The following is a 22216-nucleotide window of genomic DNA, read 5'->3' on the forward strand; positions in this document are numbered from 1 at the left end:
GTCTTACCATTTTACCGTTAAATAATTCACAACGGAGACAAGATGAAACAAGCGGAATCCGCAGTAGCACGGCCTGGCGACGTTTATTTTTTTGCCACCTGTGTCGTCGACCAGTTCTTTCCCGGCGCCGGGATGGATGCCATCACCCTGCTTGAACGCCAAGGCATCCGCGTGCACTTTCCCGAAGAGCAGACTTGCTGCGGTCAACCGGCGTATACGAGCGGTTTTCCTGACGAGGCACGCAAGGTTGCGGCGCATCAATTGACGCTGTTTCCGAATGACTGGCCCGTGGTCGTTCCCTCCGGCTCCTGCGCCGGCATGATGAAGCACCACTACCCGACGCTGTTCGCTGCCGATCCGGTGCGCAAGGCCCAGGCCGAAGCGCTCTCTTCACGCATCTACGAGTTGACGGACTTTCTGGTCAATGTCCTGAATTTCCAGCCGGAAGACAAGGGCAGCGACTGCACGGTTGTCCTGCATACCTCATGCTCGGCTCGTCGCGAAATGGGTGTGCATCTGACCGGGCGCAAGCTGCTTGGCGGTCTTGGCAAAGTGACCGTGGCGCAACAGGATCACGAATCGGAATGCTGCGGGTTCGGCGGCACCTTCTCGGTCAAGCAGCCTGAAATTTCCGGGGCGATGGTTGAGGACAAGGTCAAGGCCTTGAAGGCGACCGGCGCCGAACGCGTGGTCAGCGCCGATTGCGGCTGCCTCATGAACATCCTCGGCCACGCCGCCTGGAAAGATGAACAGGAAGGCCGCAAGACGCCGAGCCTGCCGGGTGAACACATCGCCAGCTTTTTGCTGCGGAGGACTTCGAAATGAGCGCCCGTGACCGGATTCTTGGCAAATTGAAGGCGACCATGCCTGCGACTGCACCGGCCCTGCCCGATGTCGGCGGCTGGTTTGCCACGCATCGCGTAGTTGAATCATCAGCCGACAAGGCCAAGCGCTTCCGTGCCTGCATCGAACTGGCGCACGCCGAAGTGCATGCGGTGACATCCGCCAACTGGCTGGCCAAACTGCTTGAAGTCCTGCGCGCCAAGCAGATCGACAAACTGCTGGTTGCGGAAGAAACGGCGCATGGCGAAGCCGTGCTCAACGACTTCCCGCGTCACGGCATCGACTGCCAGACCTACGACCTGCCCATCGAAGCCTGGAAGTCGGAAATGTTCCAGCAGACGCCGGCCAGCCTGACGGTTGCCCGCGCCGCCATCGCCGAAACCGGAACACTGATCCTGTGGCCGAATGCCGACGAGCCGCGCCTGATGTCACTGGTGCCGCCGGTGCATATCGTGCTGCTCGACGCCGGCAAAATCTACAACACCTTTTTCGAAGCGATGCAGACGGAAGGCTGGGCCAATGGCCTGCCAACCAATTCGCTGCTCATCTCCGGCCCGTCGAAAACAGCCGACATCCAGCAGACGCTGGCCTACGGTGCGCATGGTCCGAAGGAACTGGTCGTGCTGATGATCGGAGACGAACAATGAGCGAGCACATCCTGCAATTCAAGCCCTCGGAGGGCTTCCGCGCCCGCTCCAAGGCCGTCGTCGACAACCCCTTCCTGCGCCAGAGTTTCCGCGGCGCGATGGATTTCCTGATGAGCAAGCGCGCGGCGCAGTTTCCCGATTCGGAAGAACTGGAAAGCCTGCGCACGCTGGGCGAGAGCATCCGCCAATACAATCTGGCCAAACTGCCGACGCTGCTTGAACAACTCGAAGCCAACCTGACCCGCAACGGTATCCAGGTCCATTGGGCCGAGACCCCGGACGAAGCCAACGCCATCATCCTCGGCATCTGCCAGGCGCGCAGTGCCAAGCTGATGGTCAAGGGCAAGTCGATGGTCAGCGAGGAAATCGAGCTTAACCACGCCGCCGAAGCGGCCGGAATCGGCGCGCTGGAATCGGACATGGGCGAGTACATCGTCCAGCTGGCGGGAGAGAAGCCGTCGCACATCATCATGCCGGCCATCCACAAGACCAAGGAGGAAATCGCCCGCCTCTTCGCCGACAAGGTCGAAGGCGTCGATTACACCGACAACGTCGATGCGTTGATCCAGATCGGCCGCAACGTGCTGCGGCAGAAATTTCTGGAGGCTGACATCGGCCTCTCCGGCGTCAATTTCGCCGTCGCCGAAACCGGCACGCTGTGTCTGGTCGAGAACGAAGGCAATGGCCGGATGTGCACCACGGCACCGCCGGTGCATATCGCCATCACAGGCATCGAGAAGATTGTCGAGAAACTCGAACACGTGCCGCCGCTGCTCTCGCTCCTGACCCGCTCGGCCACCGGCCAGAACATCTCGACCTACTTCAACATGATCTCCAGCCCGCGCAAGCCGGGCGAGAAGGATGGTCCGAGCGAAGTGCATCTGGTCCTGCTCGACAATGGCCGGTCACAAGCCTATGCCGACGAGCAGTTGCGCAAGACGCTGCAGTGCATTCGCTGCGGGGCGTGCATGAATCACTGCCCGGTTTATACGCGGATTGGTGGTCATGCCTACGGGACGACCTACCCGGGGCCGATCGGCAAGATCATTTCGCCGCATATGCTGGGGCTGGAGGCGACTTCTACGATGGCCACTGCATCCTCGTTGTGCGGGGCTTGCGGGGAAGTTTGTCCGGTGAAGATTCCGATTCCGGAGTTGCTAATGCGTTTGCGGGAGGAGGCGTTTACCGCGCCGCATGCGAATCCTTCGATGGTTGGTCAGGGGGCGGGGTATAGCTGGTTGATGACTTCTGTCTGGAAGGGATGGGCTGCTGTGTATCGGTCGCCTTCTTTGTACGGCGTAGCTACCTGGTTGGGGAGTCGGTTTTCGTGGCTGATGCCTTCGAAGCAAGGGGCGTGGACTTCAGTTCGGGTGCCGTTGAAGCCGGCGCCTCGGCGGTTGCGGGATATGTTGAAGGAACGCGGGGAATGACGTTTTCCCTTGCCGATTGGCATGGGGTTCCGCCTTGCTGGCGGGCGTACTTTCTTTTGCTTCGCCAAAAGAAAGTAGCCAAAGAAAAGGCGACCCCGGGGGCGGCGCCGGCTACGCCGGTCCCTTGCGCTACTCGGAACGCCGGGCGGCTGGCTAAACTCGCCTGCGGCTCAAACAACGCCAGCCGACTGCCCCCGGCATTCCTGCGTTGCTCAGCGCCTTCCACGGGGACCCCAAAAACGTCCGCGCTCAGCATTTCGTCGCAAAAAACCGGTTTCCACGGTCAACTGGAAAAAACGGCCAAAAATGAAAAGTGCTGTTTTGACACCCACGCTCAACTCCGGATCGTTTCACCGGGCCCCTTGAGAGGTGCCGAGCAACGCAGGGGCTGGCGGATAAAGGGCGAGGACTGTCTGAGGGCGAAGCCCGAGTTCCGCAGCCCCCGCCAGTCCCGAGTAGCACAGGGAACCGGCGCAGCCGGCACCGACCCAGGGTCGCCTTCTTTTTGCTTACTTTTTCTTGGCGAAGCAAGAAAAAGTAAGACGCCCCTCAAGGGCGGAACCCAACGCCAATCAAGCGCCAAAGCTTGAGGAGACACACACCCATGAGCGACCTCATCCACGCCCTGAGCGACCACCTCCCGCCGCACCAGATCATCGTCGATGACCTGCGCCGTTTGGCCTACGGCACCGACGCCAGCTTCTACCGCCTGACGCCCGAGGTGATCGCCGTCATCGAAAACGAGGCAGAAGCACGCCAGGTGCTGCTGACCGCCAAACAACACAACCGCCCCGTCACCTTCCGGGCCGCCGGAACCAGTCTTTCCGGCCAGGCCATCACCAATGGCATCCTCGCCCTGATCGGCGAAGGTTTCGCCACCTACGAACAAAATGCCGACGCCAGCAAGGTCAAGGTCGGCCCCGGCATCATCGGCGGCGAAGTGAACCGCCGGCTCGCCCCGTTCGGCAAAAAGATCGGCCCCGATCCGGCCTCCATCGGCGCCGCCAAGATCGGCGGCATCGCTGCCAACAACGCTTCCGGCATGTGCTGCGGCACAGCGCAGAACAGCTACCGGACGCTGGCCGGCATGCGCGTCATGCTGGCTGACGGCAGCGTGCTCGACACCGAGGATCACCTGAGCGTCGATGCTTTCTCGAAGAGCCACGCCGTGCTGCTCGGCGAACTCGAGCGTCTGGGTCGCGACACGCGCAACAACACCAAGCTGGCCGAACGCATCCGCCACAAGTTCAAGATCAAGAACACGACCGGCTACAGCCTCAATGCGCTGATCGATTACGAAGACCCGATCGACATCCTGTCGCACCTGATGATCGGCTCCGAAGGCACGCTCGGCTTCATCTCGCGCATCACTTACAACACCGTCGTCGACGACCCGTTCAAGGCCTCGGCGCTGGTTTTCTTCCCGGACATCCGCACCGCCTGCGAAGCCGTCATCCGCCTCAAGCCACAGCCGGTGTCGGCCGTCGAACTGCTCGACCGCCCTGCCCTGCACTCGGTCGAAAACAAGCCCGGCCTGCCGGCCATCATGCGCGAACTGGGCGAGGAAGCCGCCGCGCTGCTCATCGAAGTCCGCGCTGCCACGGTCGACGGGATAAATGAGCGAATTTCGCAAGTTCATGCTGCGATGGAAGGCGTCGCCACCGTCGAGCCGATGGTGTTCTCGACCGATCCAGCGACCTGCGAGATGTACTGGAAAGTCCGCAAGGGCACCTTCCCGGCCGTTGGCGCCATGCGCCGCACGGGCACCACGGTGCTCATCGAGGACGTCGCCTTCCACATCGAGAACCTGGCCGACGCCACGCTCGACCTGCAGGCCCTGCTTCGCCACCACGGTTACCACGAGGCGATCATTTTCGGCCACGCGCTGGAAGGCAACCTGCACTTCGTCATCACCCAGGATTTCGGCGATGCCAGCGAAGTCGACCGCTACGCCCGCTTCATGGACGACCTCTGCCACATGGTCGTCGACAAATACGACGGCTCGCTCAAGGCCGAGCACGGCACCGGCCGCAACATGGCGCCCTTCGTCGAGCTCGAATGGGGCAAGGAGGCGGCCGACCTGATGCGCCGGATCAAGGCGCTGTTCGACCCGGAAAACCGCCTCAACCCGGGTGTCATCCTCAACGACAACCCACACGCCCACCTCGAAAACCTCAAGCCGATGCCGGCCGCCGAAGACATTGTCGACCGCTGCATCGAATGCGGCTTCTGCGAACCACTCTGCCCGTCGCACCGGCTGACTCTGTCGCCGCGCCAGCGCATCACCAGCGTGCGCGAACTGGCGCGGCGTGCTGCAGCGGGCGAACCAGCCGGCAGCGTCGGCGAGGACTACGCCTACATGGGCCTCGACACCTGCGCCGGCTGCGGCCTGTGCTCGACCGCCTGCCCGGTCGGCATCGACACCGGTGACCTGACCCGCCGCCTGCGCGGCCGCAAGCTGGGCGACACGGCGCGAGCCGTCAACGCGTGGACCGGCGAGCATTTCGGCACGTTGGCCAATGCCTCGCGCCTCGGCCTCAACGTCGGCCACGCTGTTTCCGGCGTCCTCGGCGACAACTTCCTCGCCCGCATCTCGGGCGGCGCGTGGAAGAAGAACATGCCGCACGCTGGCAAAGCCCCTGTGGCACGGACGACTCAGGGTGACCCGGTGGTCTACTTCCCGACCTGCGGCGGCCGCATCTTTGGCCCATCGACCGCCGGCGAAAAGCAACTCGGCGACGTCATCCTCGAACTGCTCACCCGCGCCGGCTATGCACCGATCCTGCCGGAAGGTTTCGACAGCCTGTGCTGCGGCCAGATGCTGGCCAGCAAGGGCATGGCGGAAGAAGCTGACGGCATGTCGAACACACTCGAAACAGCGCTCATGAAAGCCTCGCAGAACGGCAAATACCCGGTGATCATGGACGCCAGTGCCTGCTCGGTCCGCATGCAGAAGCACCTCGCTGGCCGCCTGAAACTCTACGACTTCCACGAGTTCGCCCATGACGCGCTGCTGCCCCGCCTGATGATCAGCAAGGAGGCAGGCCCCATCGCCCTGCACGTCAATTGCAGCGTCAGGAAAACCGGTGCCGATGCCAAGCTCAAAACCCTGCTCGCCGCCTGCGTCGAGCAGATCATCGAACCAGCCGGCGTCACCTGCTGCGGCTTTGCCGGCGACCGCGGCTTTGTCGTGCCTGAACTCAACCGCCACGCCCTGCGCCATATCCACAAGGATCTACCGGCCAACTGCGCCTGCGGCGTCTCGACCAACCGCACCTGCGAAATCGGCCTGACTGCCGAAACCGGCATCAACTATCAATCCATCGCCTATTTGCTTGAGCGATGCAGCCGCCAACCTCAAACGTGTTGAGGATTTCCCTAACAGCGCAAACTCAAGCGAATTGCTAAGTTACGCCCGATCAAACAAATTCAAGGAGAACACCCATGTACAAGAAGATTATGGTCGCCATCGACGACAGCGCCACCTCCCGCGGCGCCCTGGCCGAAGCCCTGCATATCGCCCGGACGAGCAAGGCCAAGCTCTACATCACCCACGTTGCCGACGAAACCGTCCTCAACCTGCACGGTCATGCCATGTCCCACGCAGTCAATCTCGATGGCGCTGTAGCCAACCTGATCAAGGGCGGACAAAAGCTGCTCGACGACGCCATGGCCTCGGCCACCGATGTCGATGCCGAAGCGCTGATGCTCGAAGCCAGCAACCGTCGCATTTCCGAAGTCATTTCCGACAAGGCCAAGGAACTGGGCGTCGACCTCATCGTCATCGGTCGTCACGGCCAGCGCGGCCTGGCCACGTTGATTCTCGGCTCGGTGGCCGAACAACTGGCCAAGATCGCCGATGCTTCGGTACTTCTGGTCAGAAAACACTAATCAGCCATCTCGGTACGAAACCCTTTTATTCTGATTGCCAGCCTGTTGCGCAAAGGTCAGAATATCGAGAAAAACAAACAATACCGAAAACTCCAACAGGAAACAGCTCATGCACCAAGCCTCACTGGACACCAGCAAGGACGAACCCCTTCGCGACGATATTCGCCTGCTCGGCCGCATCCTCGGTGACACCGTGCGTGAGCAGGAGGGCGAATCGGTATACGACATCGTCGAGCGCGTCCGCCAGACTGCCGTCCGTTTTGCCCGCGACGGTGACCCGGCCGCCCGCAACGAACTTGCCGCCCTGCTCGACCCGCTGCCGCGCGACACGACGCAAGCCGTCGTCCGCGCCTTCAGCTACTTCCTGCAGCTAGCCAACATCGCCGAGGACGAGCACCACATCCGCCGCCGTCGCGCCCACGATCTGGCCGGCTCGCCGCCGCGCGAAGGCAGTTTGATTTTTGCCCTCGATTCCCTGTCGACCGCAGCGGTCTCGCCGGAAGCCATTGCCGACTTCTTCGCCCACGCCGTCGTCGCCCCGGTGCTCACCGCGCATCCGACCGAAGTCCAGCGCCAGAGCCTGATCCGCAATCACCGCGACCTCGCCCGCCTGCTCGACCAGCGCGAACGCCTGCAGATGACACCGGAAGAAGAGGCCGAAAACGACCTCGGCATCGCCAATTCCATCCTGACTTTGTGGCAGTCGCGCATGCTGCGCCCGGTGCGCCTCAAGGTGCTCGACGAGGTCAAGAACGGCATCACCTATTTCAAGGAAACTTTCTTCACCGAACTGCCACGCCTCTACATCCAGGCGACGCAGCAACTGCAGAAGCGCTACCCCGACACGCATTGGGCGCTACCGCCCTTCTTCCGCGTCGGCAGCTGGATCGGCGGCGACCGTGACGGCAACCCGTTCGTCACCGCCGAAATCCTGCGCGAAGCCCTGCGCCTGCAGTCGGCCGCGGCGCTCAATCATTACCTCGAAGAAATCCACGAACTGGGCGGCGAACTGCCGCTTTCCGACTTGCTGATCAAAGTCACGCCGGAACTGCTGGCGCTGGCCGAACACTCCACCGACCACTCGCCGCAACGCGCCGACGAGCCCTACCGCCGCGCCCTGTCCGGCATCTATGCCCGACTTGCCGCAACCGCCCGCGTCCTCGACCACGTTGAGCCGGTCCGCCACGAAATCGGCCAGGCCGAACCCTACGCTACGCCGGACGCCCTGCGCGCCGACCTCAAGGTGCTGGCCAATTCGCTCAAGCTCAACGGCAGCGGCAATCTGGCCGGCGGTCGCCTGCGCCGACTGATGCGCGGCGTCCAGATCTTCGGCTTCCACCTGGCACCCATCGACCTGCGCCAGAACTCCGAAGTCCACGCTCGCAGCGTCGCCGAACTGCTCGCCGGCGCCGGCCGTTGCCCGGATTACGAAGCACTTTCCGAAATTGAGCGAATTTCCCTGTTGACCGTGGAAATCAGCACCCCGCGCCCGCTTTACTCGCCCTACCTGACGTATTCGGAAGAAACCCAGGGCGAACTGGCCATTTTCTTCGCCGCCAACGAACTGCGCCAGCGCTATGGCAACGCCGCGCTGCCCAACTGCATCATTTCGAAAACCGACGGTGTTTCCGATCTGCTTGAACTCGCCCTGCTCCTCAAGGAATCCGGCCTGCTGCTGCCGGGCGCCAAGCCAAAGCTCAACGTCAACATCATCCCGCTCTTCGAAACCATCGAAGACCTGCAGAAGAGCGCGGCAACGATGGCCGGCGTCTTCGCCATTCCGGCCTACCGCGAACTGATCGCCGGCCGCGGCGACGAGCATGAAGTCATGCTCGGCTACTCCGATTCCAACAAGGACGGCGGCTTCCTGACCTCGGGCTGGGAACTCTACAAGGCCGAGATCGAACTGGCCCAGGTATTCCGGCAGCACGGCGTGCGCCTGCGCCTGTTCCACGGCCGTGGCGGCTCAGTTGGCCGCGGCGGCGGCCCGACCTACCACGCCATCCTGGCCCAGCCGGCCGGCGCCGTTTCCGGCCAGATCCGCCTGACCGAACAGGGCGAAGTCATCTCGACCAAATACGGCAACGCCGACACCGGCCGCCGCAACCTCGAAGTGCTGCTCGCCGCGACGCTCGAAGCCAGCCTGACCGACCATGAAAACAAGGTCGAGCCAGCCGAGCAGTTCCACGCCGTGATGGACGACCTCTCGCTGCGTGCCTTCAACGCCTACCGCGGCCTGGTCTATGAAACGCCGGGCTTCACGACTTATTTCCGCCAATCGACGGTCGTATCCGAAATCGCCCTGCTCAACATCGGCAGCCGCCCGGCCTCGCGCAAGGCCTCAGAACGCATTGAAGATCTGCGCGCCATTCCCTGGGTTTTCAGCTGGGCGCAATGCCGGCTCATGTTGCCCGGCTGGTACGGCTTCGGTGCTGCGGTCGACGGCTATCTGGCGGCCAATCCTGAAGGTTTGACGACGCTCCGCCGCATGGTCAAATCCTGGCCCTTCTTCCAGAGCCTGCTCTCCAACATGGACATGGTGCTGGCCAAGACCGACCTCGCCATCGCCTCGCGCTATGCCGAACTGGTTACTGATGCCGGCCTGCGCGAACGGATTTTCAACCAGATCAAGGCGGAATGGGCGCTAACCAGAAAGCACCTGCTGGCCATTCTCGAACAGGATGATTTCCTCGCCGACAATCCGATGCTCAAGCGCTCGTTGCAACTTCGTTCGCCCTACATGGACCCGCTCAATCACCTGCAGGTCGAACTGCTCAAGCGCCACCGCGCCGGCGAAACCGACGAGCGCGTGGCCCGCGGCATCCACCTGTCGATCAACGGCGTCGCTTCCGGACTGCGCAACAGCGGGTAAAATCAGCGCATGCCTACCCCTATCAAACGCACAGTCTTCTTCGTCTCGGACGGCACCGGCCTGACGGTCGAAGCCCTCGGCCACAGCCTGATGACCCAGTTCGAGGACATCGAGTTCAAGCAAATCCGCATCCCCTTTCTCAAAACTGTTGAAAAAGCGCAGGAGGCGGTTGCCCGCATCAATGCCCAAGGCGAATCGGACGGCATGCGGCCGATCGTTTTCACGACGCTGATCAACCCCGAATTGGCCAGCCTCGTCCATCAATCCGACGCCTTCTGCCTGTCCTACTTCGAATCCTTCCTGGCTCCGCTGGAAGCTGAACTCGGCAAGAAGTCCAACCACACCGTCGGTCGCTCGCATGGCTCGGCCGAAAGCTCCGAATACAAGCACCGTATCGAGGCGATCAACTACACGCTGGCCCACGACGACGGCATCACCGACCGCGATCTCGCCGAAGCTGACGTCATTCTGGTTGCCGTATCACGCTGCGGCAAAACGCCGACCTCGCTCTACCTGGCCATGCAATTCGGCCTCAAGGCTGCCAACTTCCCGCTGATTCCCGAGGATTTCGACCGCGGCTGCCTGCCAAGCACGCTCGAAAAACATCGCTCGAAGCTGTTCGGCCTGACCATCCAGCCCGAACGCCTGCACCAAATTCGCGAAGAGCGCCGTGCCAACAGCAAGTACGCCTCGCTGGCCAACTGCCGCTACGAAATTGCCGAAGCCGAAAAGATGATGCGTCGCGAAGGAATCCGCTGGCTGGATTCATCGACCAAGTCGATCGAGGAAATATCGACGACGATTTTGCAGGAACTGAAGCTACGCTAACTTGCGGCGCAGCGCCTCAAACAGGCACACCGCCGCAGCCGCAGCGACATTGAGCGACTCCACCGCACCCGGCATCGGAATACGAATTCTGAGCTGGGCGGCGGCAATCAGCTCGGCGCTGACCCCCTGCCCCTCAGCGCCGAATACCCAGGCAATCGGTCCATCCAAACGCGCCGCATAAAGCGACGTGGCGCCGTCCAGACAGGTAACCGCAGTCGTACCTTCGTAGCCGGCCATGAAGCCAGCCAGATCGCACTCTTCATGGATAGCCAGCGCAAAGTGCGCCCCCTGCCCGGCGCGCAAAACCTTGGGAGACCAGGCCGAGGCGCAGCCGGACGACAGTAGCGCCTGCCCGATTCCAGCCGCTGCCGCGGTGCGCAGCAGGGTGCCGACATTGCCGGGGTCTTGTACGCCATCTATCAAAATAGCGTCTTTTTTCCGGTTGACCGTGGCAGTCGCCCGCGGCGTTTTGACCAGGGCCAGCAAGCCGCTCGGCGTATCGACCAGACCAAGATCACGCATCAGGGAATCAGCCAGCGCTACCGTTTCCCGACCTTGAACAAATCCGGCCACTTCACCACCGCCCAGCGCCGATTCGGCAACGATCAAGCTGTCCACGGGCCCGAATACGGCCTCGTAAGCCTCTACCAGATGCACGCCATCAAGCAGCGTTTGCCCGGTTTTCCGCCGCTCGCGCCCGGATTCGGCCAGCCGCTTGAGCGACTTGAAAAACGCGTTATCGCGCGACTGGATCAGTTTCATAGCTGGGAAAGCTGCTTCGCCACCGGGCCAAAACTGCGGCGATGTACCGGCGAGGCACCGTGTTCCTCAAGCGCCTGAAAATGCGCAGCCGTCGGATAGCCCATGTGGCGGTCAAAACCGTACATCGGATATTGGGCGTGCAGGTTCAGCATGTCGGCATCGCGGACGGTCTTGGCGAGAATCGAGGCCGCCGCAATCGACGCGATCTTGCCGTCGCCCTTGATCACGGCTTCGCAGGGAATATCCAGTTTCGGGCAACGATTGCCATCGACCATGGCGCTGGTCGGCCGCACGGCCAGCCCGGCCACCGCGCGCTGCATGGCCAGCATCGTAGCGTGCAGGATGTTCAGGCGATCAATCTCCTCAACCGAGGCCGAGGCTACCGCCCAAGCCACGGCCCGTTCGCGGATCAGCACGGCGAGCGCATCGCGCTTCTTTTCACTGAGTTTTTTCGAGTCGTTGAGACCGGGAATTGGCCGCAGCGGATCGAGAATGACGGCCGCCGCAACGACCGTACCGGCCAGGGGACCACGGCCGGCCTCGTCGATGCCGCAGACGAGGCCTTCGGGAACGATCAGTTCAGGCATTCAATGACCGCGTTGGCGGCCTTTTCCGCCGTGTTCTGACGTAGCTGCAAATGAATGTCGGTAAATGCGGCTTCAACTGCCGCGGCGTTTTCCTTGTCTTCGTACAACTTGAGCAGCGCCTCGGCCAGGTTTTCCGGTGTCGCTTCGTCCTGCAGGATTTCCGGCACGACATAACGCCCGGCCAGGACGTTGGGCAGCCCGACGAAGGGCTGATAGGCCATGCGCTTCATGAGCCAGTAGGAAAGCTTGGCGATCTTGTAGGTAATGACCATCGGCCGCTTGATCAGCGCCGCTTCAAGCGTCGCCGTACCGCTGGCGACGAGCGATACATCGGCGGCACCCAAGGCGTCATGGGCATGGCCAAAAAGCAACCGGAAAGGAACTTCACCGGCCTGCTGGCGATAAATCGCCGCTTCAAACTGCAGCCGTGTCTCGCGAGTTGCCAGCGGCACGACAAAAATCGCGTTGGGCAAGCGCTCTACTATCAATTTGGCGGTTTGCACGAAGGTATCGGCCATCATCGCCAGTTCGCCCTGACGGCTCCCTGGCAACATACCGAAAATCGGGTAATCGCGCGGCAATTCCAGCTTTTCACGCACAGCCTGCTTGCTGGTCTGCAGCGGAATGATGTCAGCCAGCGGATGCCCGACATAGGTCACCGGAATATGCTCTTTTTCGTAGAGCGGGGGCTCCATCGGGAAGAGCGCCAGCACGCGATTGACGGCGCGGGCAATTTTCTTGATACGCCCACCACGCCAGGCCCAGATCGACGGGCTGACGTAATGAATGGTCTTGACCCCGGCCGACTTGAGGCTGGTTTCCAGACCGAGGTTGAAATCGGGCGCATCGACACCGATGAAGATATCGGGCTGAATATCGAGCAGGCGCTTTTTCAGCTGGCGACGAATACCGGAAATTTCCCGGTAATTCTTGAGCGCATCGACATAGCCCATGACCGACAATTTCTCCATCGGCCACCAGGCTTCGAAACCCTGCGACTCCATGCGCGGCCCACCAATGCCGAAAAATACGGCATCCGGCAAACGCTCTTTCAAGGCAGCAATCAGGTGGCTGGCCAGGAGATCCCCGGAAGGCTCCCCTGCCACCATGGCAATCCGTACGGCGCGGCCCATATCAGCGAATGATGCCTCGCTTCGAAACGTCCAGGAAGTCGACAAGGCGTTGCAGATCCGGTTGCGTCTTTGCATCCTCGGTCAGCTTGCTCTTGGCCTCTTCGAGCAACAGCCCGGATTTGTAGAGAGTGCGGTAGGCACGCTTGAGCGAGGTAATTGATTCGGCGGTGAAACCACGCCGCTTCAAACCTTCGACATTGATGCCGTAAGGTGTCGCCGTATTGCCGGCGGCCATCAGGTAAGGCGGCACGTCCTGGAGGATCACCGTGCTGACAGCGGTCATGACGTGCGCGCCAATCCGGCAGAACTGGTGTACGCCGGTGAAACCGCCGAGAATCGCCCAGTCATCGACCACGACATGGCCGGCCAGCGAAGCATTGTTGGCGAAAGTTACCTTGTTGCCGACTTGGCAGTCGTGGGCGATATGCACGTAAGCCATGATCCAGTTGTCGTCACCCAGCCGCGTAGCACCTGCATCCTGGACGGTACCCAGATTGAAGGTGCAGAACTCGCGGATCACGTTGCGGTCACCGATTTCCAGACGGGTTGGCTCGCCAGCGTATTTCTTGTCTTGCGGCACTTCGCCGAGCGAGCAGAACTGGAAAATCCGGTTGTCGCGACCAATGCTGGTATGGCCACGAATCACGGTATGCGGACCGATGACGGTGTTGTCACCGATCTCGACATCCGGACCGATGATCGAATACGGCCCGATCTCGACATTCGCGCCAATCTTGGCACCCGGATCGACAATGGCAGTCGAATGGATCATTTTAGAGCTTCCGCTGGGCGCACATTAGACGTGCTTCTGCCGCCAATTGGCCATCAACGCGCGCCTCGCCCTTGAATTTCCAGACACCGCGCATATGGCGCTCGATCTCGACATGCAGGTGCAACTGATCACCCGGCAGAACTGGCTTCTTGAAGCGAGCCTCGTCAATGCCAGCAAAGTAAAACACCGTATCAGCCGACGGCTTCTCGGACATCGACTTGAACGACAAAATACCTGCCGCCTGCGCCAGCGCTTCCATGATCAGCACCCCGGGCATCACCGGGTGATGGGGAAAATGACCCATGAAAAATGGCTCGTTGATCGTTACATTCTTGTAGGCATGGATGGACTTGCCCAGTTCAATCTCCACAACGCGGTCGACCAGCAGGAACGGGTAGCGGTGCGGCAGGTGTTCCATGATTGCTTGAATATCCATTTAATCAACCCCTTGTATAATTCTATTTAAGTTTTTTCTCAAGTTCAGCCACACGGTCTGCGAGCTTGGCAAGCCGACGAATATGCGATGCATTACGCAACCAGTCCTCATGTGTATCGAGGGGCTGAACGCTCGTGTAAACACCGGGCTTCATAATGCTCTTCATGACAGTCGAGCCGCCGGAAATCGTCGTATCGCCAACGATATTGAGGTGACCGGAAATCATGCCGGCACCGCCAACAATGCAGTGCTCACCAAAAACGGTACTACCTGCAACGCCAGTACATCCGGCCAGCACACTGTTGGCGCCGATCCGGCAGTTGTGTCCGACATGAACCAGATTATCGATCTTGCAACCATCACCAACCACCGTGTCTTCCAGGGCGCCACGGTCAACCGTCGTATTGGCCCCGATTTCGACATCGTTGCCAACCACCACCCCGCCAATCTGCGGAATTTTTACCCAGGACTGCCCGTCCGGTGCAAAGCCAAATCCGTCGGCGCCAATCACAGCGCCGGAATGCAGTATGCACCCGTACCCTATGCGGCATCCGTAATAAACCACGACGTTGGGATACAGCACCGACCCATCGCCGATTGAGACGCCATCGCCAATCACGCAGCCGGCATGAATGGCCACGTTTTCGCCCAAAGTCACCCCCCGGCCGATAACCACGTTCGGGCCGATGACTACGCTGGCAGGAACCGCAGACTCAAGCACGGCACTGGCGTGAATGCCAATGAAGCCGACAGATTGCGGATTCAGCAGCGCGGTCACCCGAGCGTAATAGGCATACGGATTGCCGGTAACAATACGCGCTCCGACAAACTCGTCAGCAGCATCCGGGCGCAAAATAACCGCCGATGCCTTGCTGGTCGCTAGCTGGCTCCGGAATTTCGGATTGGCCAGAAAAGTAATCTCGCCCTCAGCGGCGGAGACCAGTGGCGCCACACGTGAAACGCGCGTTTGCGGGTCTCCAAGCACATCGCCGCCCAATTGGGCGGCGATGTCGGCAAGAGTATAAGTAGTCTCACCCAAACCAGCCATATTACTTGCCTTCCGACAGAGCCTTGATCACACGTTCCGTTATGTCGAGACGGGGGCTGACCCAAACGACATCCTGCAGAATCAGGTCATACTTCTCGTTCTCGGCAATCTGCTTGATCGCCTTGTTGGCCTTCTCGATGACCGCCGCATTTTCTTCGTTCTGGCGCAAATTCAGGTCTTCGCGGAACTCACGCTGGCGACGCTGGAATTCGCGGGAAATCTCGCCGAATTCCTTTTCCTTGGTGCGGCGTTCACTTTCCGCCATGGTCACCGAATTCTTTTCCAGATTTTCCTGCAGACCCTGCAACTGCTTGGCCATGCGCTGAAGATCCTGATCGCGCTTGGCAAACTCACCTTCCAGCTTTTTGGCTGCCTTCTGCGCCGCTGGCGCATCACGGAAAATACGCTGCGTATTGACGTAACCAACCTTCAACTCGGAGGCAACCGCACCGCTTACAAACAGTGCAGACATCAACGATGCGAGAATTACGGACTTGATTTTCAACTTGACGCTCCTGAATTAAAACGTGGTGCCCATCTGGAACTGGAAGGACTCTGTCTTGTCGCTTTCTTGCTTTTTAAGCGGCCGACCAAAACTGAATTTTAGCGGACCGATCGGAGAAATCCACGATGCGGAAATCCCTGTCGAATAGCGAAGACCACTGGACGACTGAGCTGCATCGTTCCCATAAACCTGGCCGGCATCAAAGAACCATCCCATGCGGAAGCTCTTTTCCATGCCGGGAATTCCCCACAGCAACTCGGCATTGCCAATAACCCTGCGATTTCCGCCAATACGGTAATCAGTGCCGGTGCTGGCATCCCGGGTAATCGGGCCAAGACTCGAAGCCTTGTAGCCGCGAACAGACCCAATACCGCCCGCATAGAAATTCTTGAAGAAGGGCAGGCCGGAATCGCCGTATCCCTCGGCATAACCCACTTCGCCATTCAGCATCAAAGTAAACCTTGAAGAGAGCGGAATAAAGTGCTGCAACTGGTAGCTGGCGCGGTAATAGGTCAGATCGCCGCCTGGCAACGCAACTTCAAGCGATGCCTTTTGGAAAGTCCCGCGCGTTGGGAAGAAGTAGCTATCCTTGCCATCGCTGGACCAACTCAGGGTGAGCGGAATGGAAAGATTGGTCGCGCCAAATTTGCTGACGTAATCCTTGTAATAGCTCGGGCTGGAGTCGTAGGTCGAGATCGTGGTTGAATCGACGCCCAGACCTACACCCAAAGACTCTTTCTCGCCAATCGGGAAACCAAACCGAAGGCCACCGCCATAAGACGACGAACTATAGGCGGCAATTGCCGTGGTCGTCGTGTTAACTGTCCGCTGATAGAGGTCGAAACCCTGGCTGACGCCATCCTGCGTGAAATACGGATTGGTGTAGGAGAACACATAGGTCCGATAGGTCTTGGCAGAATTCACCTGGATAGCAACGTTGTTGCCGCTCCCCATGAAATTGTTCTGAGCAATCGAACCGGACAGGATGATCTTGTCCACACTGGATGTACCAAGACCGAGCATCAGGTTTCCCGTCGGCTTCTCGGTCACATTGACGTTTACGTCCAGTTGATCTGCAGTACCAGACACCGCTGGCGTCTCGATAGCGACGTCGCCAAAGAAGCCCAAACGGTCAAGCCGCTGCTTGGAGCCTGTCACTTTGTCTGCATCGTACCAGCCGCCTTCCATCTGGCGCATTTCACGGCGAATGACCTCATCACGAGTTTTGGTATTGCCGGTGACATTGACGCGACGAACGTAAACACGCTTCCCCGGATCGACGAAAATGGTGAAAGCAACCTTGCGCTTCTCTTTGTCGATTTCCGGCGCGGCATTGACGTTGGCAAAGGCATAGCCTTCCTTGCCAAGACGGTCGCTGATGGCCTTGGTTGAGCCGTTTAGCTTTTCACGAGAGAAGACATCACCCGGCTTGATGGTGACCAACTTTTTCAACTCATCTTCAGGGATTGAGAAATCACCGGCCATCTTGACTGACGACACTTGGAAACGTTCGCCTTCAACGATATTGGCGGTGATGTAGACATCCTGCTTATCCGGAGAAATTGAAACCTGCGTCGATTCGACGGCAAATTCCAGATACCCCTGGTTCATATAGAACGACTTCAGTTTTTCCAGGTCGGCCGACAATTTCTGCCGGGAATACTGATCGTTCTTGGTATACCAGGTCAGCAAACCGGGCGTCGTCAGTTCGAACTGACTAAGTAATTCTTTTTCAGAGAAAGCCTTGGCGCCAACCAGATTGATCTGCTTGATCTTGGCTGCAACACCTTCTTCGATATTGAAATTGATGCCAACACGATTCCGCTCAAGCGGGGTCACTGTCGTCGTGATATTGGCTGCATACTTGCCCCGCGTCAGATACTGACGCTTGAGTTCCTGCTCAGCCTTTTCCAGCAAGGCGCGGTCAAAGATGCGCCCGTCGGCAATACCCGTTTCCTTGAGCGCCTTGACGATGACATCCTTCTCGAACTCTTTGAGGCCGACAAAATTGATCGTTGCAATGGCCGGCCGCTCCTGGACGACAACAACCATGACGTCTTTCTCGACCTCGATCCGCACATCCTTGAAGAAGCCGGTAGCGAATAGCGCCTTGATCGACTGCGCAGCCTTTTCATCAGTCAGCGTTTCGCCGACTTTGACAGGCAAGTAGCCAAAAACCGTACCCGCTTCGGTACGCTGTATCCCTTCGACCCGAATGTCCTTGACCGCAAAAGGTTCGAAAGCCAGCGCAGGTGTCGAAAACAGGCCGGCAATCAGGATGGACAACAGGGATTTTTTCATCGTTCAGCCGTTAAACAGGCGGGTCAAGTCGTTAAAAAAGGCGAAAGCCATCAAGGCGAACAGAATGGACATACCTACTTGCTGCCCAATTTCCATGGCGCGCTCCGAAAGCGGCCTACGCATGACGACTTCAATCATATGATACAACAAATGCCCACCATCCAGCACCGGTATGGGAAGCAGATTCAGCACCCCCAGGCTGATACTGACCAGCGCCATGAACTTGAGGTAATAGTCCAGCCCAAGACGCGCCGATTGGCCAGCATAGTCGGCAATAGTCACTGGCCCAGAGAGATTTTTCCAGGAAACCTCACCGGTCAGCATCTTGCCCATCATGACCAGACTGAATACCGATTTGTCCCAGGTTTCTTCAAGTGCCTTGCCAGCGGCATCAACGATGTCGTAGCTGATAAAGGTTTTTATCTCCCGACCAGGTTTCGGGCCTTCAGCGACCGCTATGCCAATCTTGCCGACCGTCTGCCCACGCTCTGAAACTGCTTCAGGAGTCACGTCGACCACAACAATCTCATCCTGGCGCTCTACCTCAAGGCGGATGGATTTTGTCGCCGAGTCACGAATGATCGCAACCAGTTCGTACCAAGAGGGTACGTCCTTTCCTACAGCGGACAGAATTCGGTCGCCAGGCAGCAAACCAGCTTTTTCACCAACACCATTAGCCACCACCTTGCCAATCACCGGCGGAAGATCCGGACGATAGAAGCGCACTCCCAGACGTTCCAGCGCATCACCTTCCCAACCCTGTTCACCAGCTGCAGACAGATATAGATGGCGGACGGCTATTTCGTCGCGCTCGTTGATCACTTCAAGTGCTACGCTTTCCTGATCAACTGCCTTTTGCAAGAGCATCCAGCGCAAGTCGTTCCAGGTTGCTACCGGCTGCCCATCAACCGTCCTGACCTGCTCACCGTTCGCGATGACAGCCATGGCTGCAGGCGTACCAACAGGTGGCGTACCAAGCACAGGCAGCAATTCCTCACTGCCATGCATGAACACCGCCCAATAGATCAGGATTGCCAGCGCAAAATTGGCCAGCGGCCCGGCTGCGACGATGATGCTGCGCTTGCCGACACCCTGGCGATTGAAGGCACGATGAACCTCTTCTTCCGCAACCTTGCCTTCACGCTCGTCGAGCATTTTTACGTAGCCACCCAGCGGGAAAATACTGATCGCCCATTCGGTCTGATCTTTCCCCAGCTGTTTTTTCCACAGCATGCGCCCGAAGCCGACGGAAAAACGCAGCACCTTGACGCCACACAGCCTTGCTGCCAGATAATGCCCCAATTCATGTACGACAATCAGGACGCCGAGGACTACCAGAAAGGCAGCGAGGTAAAACGGGATGTTATTCACGCGAAATGGCGTTCCCGAACCAATTTGTGCGCCAACTGACGTGCCTCGGCATCGGCCGCCAGCACATCGGCCAGACTACCTTCCGGGCCAGCCGGTAAAGCTTGCAGAACCGCATCGTCAAGCTGCGCAATGCCGAGGAACGGCAAAGCTCCGTCAAGGAAAGCAGCGACCGCGACTTCGTTGGCAGCATTCAGGATGGCAGGTGCTGTGCCGCCTTCACGCAGTACGTCATAGGCCAGTTGCAGACAACGAAATCGTTCGAAATCGGGCGCCACAAAATCCAGCCGGGCAATCTTGAACAGGTCCAGCGGCTCGACCCCGGCGGCAATGCGCTCGGGCCAAGCCATCGCGTAAGCAATGGGCGTCCGCATGTCAGGGTTGCCCATCTGTGCCAAGACCGAACCGTCAACATACTGGACGGCTGAATGAATCACGCTTTGCGGATGGACGACGACCTGGATCATCTCTGGCGGGGCATCAAACAACCAGCGCGCCTCGATGACTTCCAGGCCCTTGTTCATCATGGTCGCGGAATCGACAGAAATCTTGCGCCCCATCACCCAGTTTGGGTGGGCGCAGGCCTGATCAGGTGTCACATTGGCCAGATCGGCCAAGGGCGTATTGCGGAATGGGCCGCCGGAAGCGGTCAGCAAAATCTTCTGGACACCGCACTGATCGAGACCCCGGGCGAAATCACCAGGCAGAGACTGAAAAATCGCATTGTGTTCGCTATCGACCGGAAGCAGCGCCGCGCCATGCTCACGGACCGCGTGCATGAACAACTCGCCTGCCATGACCAGCACTTCCTTGTTGGCCAGCATGACCTTTTTGCCGGCACTCGCGGCGGCGAGCGTTGGCTCCAGACCGGCTGCACCGACGATAGCTGCCATTACGGCATCCACTTCCGGCAGGGACGACAATTCAACGAGTGATTCGACGCCGTGGCGAATTTCCGTATCCAGCCCGGCGGCACGGCAACGCTCAGCGAGCTGGGCCGCCAGCGCCGCATCGCGCAACACGGCAAAACGCGGACGAAACTCAATGCACTGCTCGAACAGTTTTTCAAGCTGACTATGCGCGCAAAGCGCAAAAGCCCGATAGCGATCTGGATGACGCCGGATCACATCCAGCGTGCTGACACCAATCGAGCCGGTCGAACCGAGTACGGTAATGTTCTGCAAGGTCGCGCTCACTGGGCTACGAACAAGAGCCAGACAAGGGCGACGACGGGCAGTGTCGAGGTCAGGCTATCAATGCGATCAAGCACGCCACCATGGCCGGGAAGAATGTTGCTGCTGTCTTTGATGCCGGCCTTGCGCTTGAGCAGGGACTCATAGAGATCGCCGACGATGCTGATGGCCGTCACACCAACCAGCGCAGCAACCCAGAGCGGCAAGGGCATGAACTCCAGCCCGAACAACTGGCGAACCACAAGGCCGTAAATAACCACGCCAACGCCCGCACCTATGGCGCCTTCCCAGGTCTTGCCCGGGCTGATCGTCGGCGCCAGCTTGTGCTTGCCGAAAGTTTTTCCGGAAAAATAGGCGGCAATATCAGCCATCCAGACGACGGCAAAAATTCCGAGTAACGCGCCAGCACCGAGCATCCGCAACTGAACCATAGCCAGCCAGGTTGGCAACAGGACCACCACCCCGACCAGAAGACCCGAAATACCGCCAAGCGACCACTTGTTTTTCAGCCACAGCGGCATGACCAGACACCAGAAACCTGTAGCCACCGCGTAGGCAATCAAAACCCACGGCTGCGCTGGCACCGAGACTTCGCCGGCCCCGATAGCTTCTGGAACGACGATAGATAAGATCGCGCAAAACAGGGCTGTCGCTACACCAAGGATGATACGGCGGCCACTTGGCCAACCGAGCAAGGCGCCCCACTCCCAGGCTGCGACACCGATGAAACCGGCGACCAGCAAGGCCCAGCCGGCCTGCGATGAATAAAACAGACTGGGCAGCAGCAACGCCATCAGGACCAGCGCCGTGATGACGCGGGTTTTAAGCATTCGGTTTTTCCACCAGTTGTTCGCTGGTTCGGCCAAAGCGACGTTCGCGCTGTTGAAACGACGTAATCGCCTTGTCGAACTCGGCCGTGTCGAAATCCGGCCAGAGGATAGGGGTGAAATAGAGTTCGGTATATGCCAGTTGCCAGAGCAGGAAATTACTGATCCGCTCCTCGCCACCGGTGCGAATGAACAGATCGGGTTCCGGCGCAAAACTCATCGACAAATGCGGCTCGAGATCACTCTCCTGCCAGCTGTCACGCTTTTCCGGCTGGGCGGCCAGCATTTGATTGGTCGCCTGCATGATGTCCCAGCGCCCACCGTAGTTGGCGGCGATGGTCAGGTCGAGGCGGGTATTGCCGGCAGTCCTCACCTCGGCCTGGCGAATCAGTTCCTGCAGACGCGGCTCGAAACGCGACAAGTCGCCGATAATACGCAGGCGAACGCCATTGCGGTCCAGCTTGTCGACTTCCTGCTCGAGTGCCTTGACGAAGAGCTGCATGAGCAGCGACACCTCGTCCTGCGGTCGACGCCAATTTTCGGACGAAAACGCAAAGAGTGTCAGGTATTGGATGCCGCGCTCAAGACAGGCGCGAACCATCTCACGTACCAGCTCGACACCTTTGACATGACCGGCGACACGCGGCAGGAAGCGTTTCTTCGCCCAGCGGCCGTTGCCATCCATGATGACGGCGACGTGCCGGGGCACGACCGCCGTTGGCGGAACCTGTCGTGTTGAGCTGGAAAAGAAGGCCATGCAGCCGGGAACCCGA

19 protein-coding genes are annotated in these 22216 nt (G+C 59.5%); 7 read left to right on the plus strand and 12 right to left on the minus strand.

Annotated features, from left to right (window positions below; genetic code table 11):
- The first annotated feature begins 42 nt into the window (after positions 1 to 42).
- From KI610_RS12610 to ppsR, 7 genes are all read left to right on the plus strand, one after another.
- Entirely contained in the window at positions 43 to 825 is a 783-nt protein-coding gene (locus KI610_RS12610) for a (Fe-S)-binding protein (protein ID WP_226495314.1), read from the plus strand.
- Positions 822 to 1490, plus strand: a complete 669-nt coding sequence (locus tag KI610_RS12615; RefSeq protein ID WP_226495315.1) for a LutC/YkgG family protein — start codon at positions 822 to 824, stop codon at positions 1488 to 1490. Before KI610_RS12610 ends, KI610_RS12615 begins: the two co-directional genes overlap by 4 nt.
- Positions 1487 to 2920 carry a LutB/LldF family L-lactate oxidation iron-sulfur protein gene (locus KI610_RS12620; protein ID WP_226495316.1) on the plus strand — a complete coding sequence of 478 codons (1434 nt, stop codon included), beginning with the start codon at positions 1487 to 1489 and terminating at the stop codon, positions 2918 to 2920. Before KI610_RS12615 ends, KI610_RS12620 begins: the two co-directional genes overlap by 4 nt.
- Before the next feature lie 604 nt (positions 2921 to 3524).
- Complete coding sequence (locus KI610_RS12625) at positions 3525 to 6290, plus strand: FAD-binding and (Fe-S)-binding domain-containing protein (protein ID WP_226495317.1); 2766 nt, start codon at positions 3525 to 3527, stop codon at positions 6288 to 6290.
- A 74-nt stretch (positions 6291 to 6364) separates the two neighbouring features.
- Positions 6365 to 6811 carry a universal stress protein gene (locus tag KI610_RS12630; protein ID WP_226495318.1) on the plus strand — a complete coding sequence of 149 codons (447 nt, stop codon included), beginning with the start codon at positions 6365 to 6367 and terminating at the stop codon, positions 6809 to 6811.
- Positions 6812 to 6920: 109 nt separating this feature from the next.
- Entirely contained in the window at positions 6921 to 9683 is a 2763-nt protein-coding gene (gene ppc / locus KI610_RS12635; protein ID WP_226495319.1) for a phosphoenolpyruvate carboxylase, read from the plus strand.
- Between the two features lie 9 nt (positions 9684 to 9692).
- Positions 9693 to 10511 (plus strand): posphoenolpyruvate synthetase regulatory kinase/phosphorylase PpsR, encoded by an 819-nt coding sequence (gene ppsR / locus KI610_RS12640; protein ID WP_226495320.1) that lies wholly within the window; start codon positions 9693 to 9695, stop codon positions 10509 to 10511.
- On the opposite strand, the gene KI610_RS12645 is transcribed toward ppsR, so the two are convergent.
- From KI610_RS12645 to uppS, 12 genes are read right to left on the minus strand one after another with little or no spacing between them, the layout of a single operon-like run.
- On the minus strand, positions 10503 to 11273 hold the full coding sequence (locus tag KI610_RS12645) for a TrmH family RNA methyltransferase (protein WP_226495321.1): 771 nt from the start codon (positions 11271 to 11273) through the stop codon (positions 10503 to 10505). The two genes, ppsR and KI610_RS12645, sit on opposite strands and share 9 nt — an antisense overlap.
- On the minus strand, positions 11270 to 11860 hold the full coding sequence (gene rnhB / locus KI610_RS12650; RefSeq protein ID WP_226495322.1) for a ribonuclease HII: 591 nt from the start codon (positions 11858 to 11860) through the stop codon (positions 11270 to 11272). Before rnhB ends, KI610_RS12645 begins: the two co-directional genes overlap by 4 nt.
- A complete protein-coding gene (gene lpxB / locus KI610_RS12655; RefSeq protein ID WP_226495323.1) occupies positions 11848 to 12993 on the minus strand; it encodes a lipid-A-disaccharide synthase in 1146 nt (381 codons plus the stop codon). Before lpxB ends, rnhB begins: the two co-directional genes overlap by 13 nt.
- 1 nt (position 12994) lies before the next feature.
- Complete coding sequence (gene lpxA, locus KI610_RS12660) at positions 12995 to 13765, minus strand: acyl-ACP--UDP-N-acetylglucosamine O-acyltransferase (RefSeq protein ID WP_226495324.1); 771 nt, start codon at positions 13763 to 13765, stop codon at positions 12995 to 12997.
- Position 13766: 1 nt separating this feature from the next.
- Positions 13767 to 14201: a 3-hydroxyacyl-ACP dehydratase FabZ gene (gene fabZ / locus KI610_RS12665; protein WP_226399761.1), complete on the minus strand. Its 435-nt coding sequence runs from the start codon at positions 14199 to 14201 to the stop codon at positions 13767 to 13769.
- Between the two features lie 22 nt (positions 14202 to 14223).
- A complete protein-coding gene (gene lpxD, locus KI610_RS12670; protein ID WP_226495325.1) occupies positions 14224 to 15249 on the minus strand; it encodes a UDP-3-O-(3-hydroxymyristoyl)glucosamine N-acyltransferase in 1026 nt (341 codons plus the stop codon).
- Position 15250: 1 nt separating this feature from the next.
- Positions 15251 to 15721, minus strand: a complete 471-nt coding sequence (locus KI610_RS12675; protein ID WP_226495326.1) for an OmpH family outer membrane protein — start codon at positions 15719 to 15721, stop codon at positions 15251 to 15253.
- Positions 15722 to 15769: 48 nt separating this feature from the next.
- Positions 15770 to 18055, minus strand: coding sequence for an outer membrane protein assembly factor BamA (bamA, locus tag KI610_RS12680; protein WP_226495327.1), 2286 nt, complete (start codon positions 18053 to 18055; stop codon positions 15770 to 15772).
- A 3-nt stretch (positions 18056 to 18058) separates the two neighbouring features.
- The gene (gene rseP / locus KI610_RS12685; protein ID WP_226495328.1) at positions 18059 to 19426 is read right to left on the minus strand and encodes an RIP metalloprotease RseP; all 1368 of its coding nucleotides are present in this window, start codon (positions 19424 to 19426) and stop codon (positions 18059 to 18061) included.
- Positions 19423 to 20619: a 1-deoxy-D-xylulose-5-phosphate reductoisomerase gene (ispC, locus tag KI610_RS12690; protein WP_226495329.1), complete on the minus strand. Its 1197-nt coding sequence runs from the start codon at positions 20617 to 20619 to the stop codon at positions 19423 to 19425. The genes rseP and ispC overlap by 4 nt, the downstream gene beginning before the upstream one ends.
- Positions 20616 to 21446, minus strand: a complete 831-nt coding sequence (locus KI610_RS12695; protein ID WP_226495330.1) for a phosphatidate cytidylyltransferase — start codon at positions 21444 to 21446, stop codon at positions 20616 to 20618. The genes ispC and KI610_RS12695 overlap by 4 nt, the downstream gene beginning before the upstream one ends.
- Positions 21439 to 22200: a polyprenyl diphosphate synthase gene (gene uppS / locus KI610_RS12700; RefSeq protein WP_226495331.1), complete on the minus strand. Its 762-nt coding sequence runs from the start codon at positions 22198 to 22200 to the stop codon at positions 21439 to 21441. The genes KI610_RS12695 and uppS overlap by 8 nt, the downstream gene beginning before the upstream one ends.
- Positions 22201 to 22216: the final 16 nt, after the last annotated feature.

This window comes from Ferribacterium limneticum (genome assembly GCF_020510565.1).
Lineage (GTDB): Bacteria > Pseudomonadota > Gammaproteobacteria > Burkholderiales > Rhodocyclaceae > Azonexus > Azonexus limneticus_B.

Excerpts from the sequence above, each read along its gene's own strand:
- KI610_RS12675 (WP_226495326.1), bottom strand. The coding sequence starts at position 15,721 with ATGTCTGCACTGTTTGTAAGCGGTGCGGTTGCCTCCGAGTTGAAGGTT.
- lpxD (WP_226495325.1), bottom strand. The coding sequence starts at position 15,249 with ATGGCTGGTTTGGGTGAGACTACTTATACTCTTGCCGACATCGCCGCC.
- KI610_RS12615 (WP_226495315.1), top strand. The coding sequence starts at position 822 with ATGAGCGCCCGTGACCGGATTCTTGGCAAATTGAAGGCGACCATGCCT.
- KI610_RS12645 (WP_226495321.1), bottom strand. The coding sequence starts at position 11,273 with ATGAAACTGATCCAGTCGCGCGATAACGCGTTTTTCAAGTCGCTCAAG.
- KI610_RS12625 (WP_226495317.1), top strand. The coding sequence starts at position 3,525 with ATGAGCGACCTCATCCACGCCCTGAGCGACCACCTCCCGCCGCACCAG.
- KI610_RS12620 (WP_226495316.1), top strand. The coding sequence starts at position 1,487 with ATGAGCGAGCACATCCTGCAATTCAAGCCCTCGGAGGGCTTCCGCGCC.
- fabZ (WP_226399761.1), bottom strand. The coding sequence starts at position 14,201 with ATGGATATTCAAGCAATCATGGAACACCTGCCGCACCGCTACCCGTTC.
- KI610_RS12695 (WP_226495330.1), bottom strand. The coding sequence starts at position 21,446 with ATGCTTAAAACCCGCGTCATCACGGCGCTGGTCCTGATGGCGTTGCTG.
- KI610_RS12610 (WP_226495314.1), top strand. The coding sequence starts at position 43 with ATGAAACAAGCGGAATCCGCAGTAGCACGGCCTGGCGACGTTTATTTT.
- KI610_RS12630 (WP_226495318.1), top strand. The coding sequence starts at position 6,365 with ATGTACAAGAAGATTATGGTCGCCATCGACGACAGCGCCACCTCCCGC.
- lpxB (WP_226495323.1), bottom strand. The coding sequence starts at position 12,993 with ATGGGCCGCGCCGTACGGATTGCCATGGTGGCAGGGGAGCCTTCCGGG.
- ppc (WP_226495319.1), top strand. The coding sequence starts at position 6,921 with ATGCACCAAGCCTCACTGGACACCAGCAAGGACGAACCCCTTCGCGAC.
- uppS (WP_226495331.1), bottom strand. The coding sequence starts at position 22,200 with ATGGCCTTCTTTTCCAGCTCAACACGACAGGTTCCGCCAACGGCGGTC.
- lpxA (WP_226495324.1), bottom strand. The coding sequence starts at position 13,765 with ATGATCCATTCGACTGCCATTGTCGATCCGGGTGCCAAGATTGGCGCG.
- bamA (WP_226495327.1), bottom strand. The coding sequence starts at position 18,055 with ATGAAAAAATCCCTGTTGTCCATCCTGATTGCCGGCCTGTTTTCGACA.
- ppsR (WP_226495320.1), top strand. The coding sequence starts at position 9,693 with ATGCCTACCCCTATCAAACGCACAGTCTTCTTCGTCTCGGACGGCACC.
- rnhB (WP_226495322.1), bottom strand. The coding sequence starts at position 11,860 with ATGCCTGAACTGATCGTTCCCGAAGGCCTCGTCTGCGGCATCGACGAG.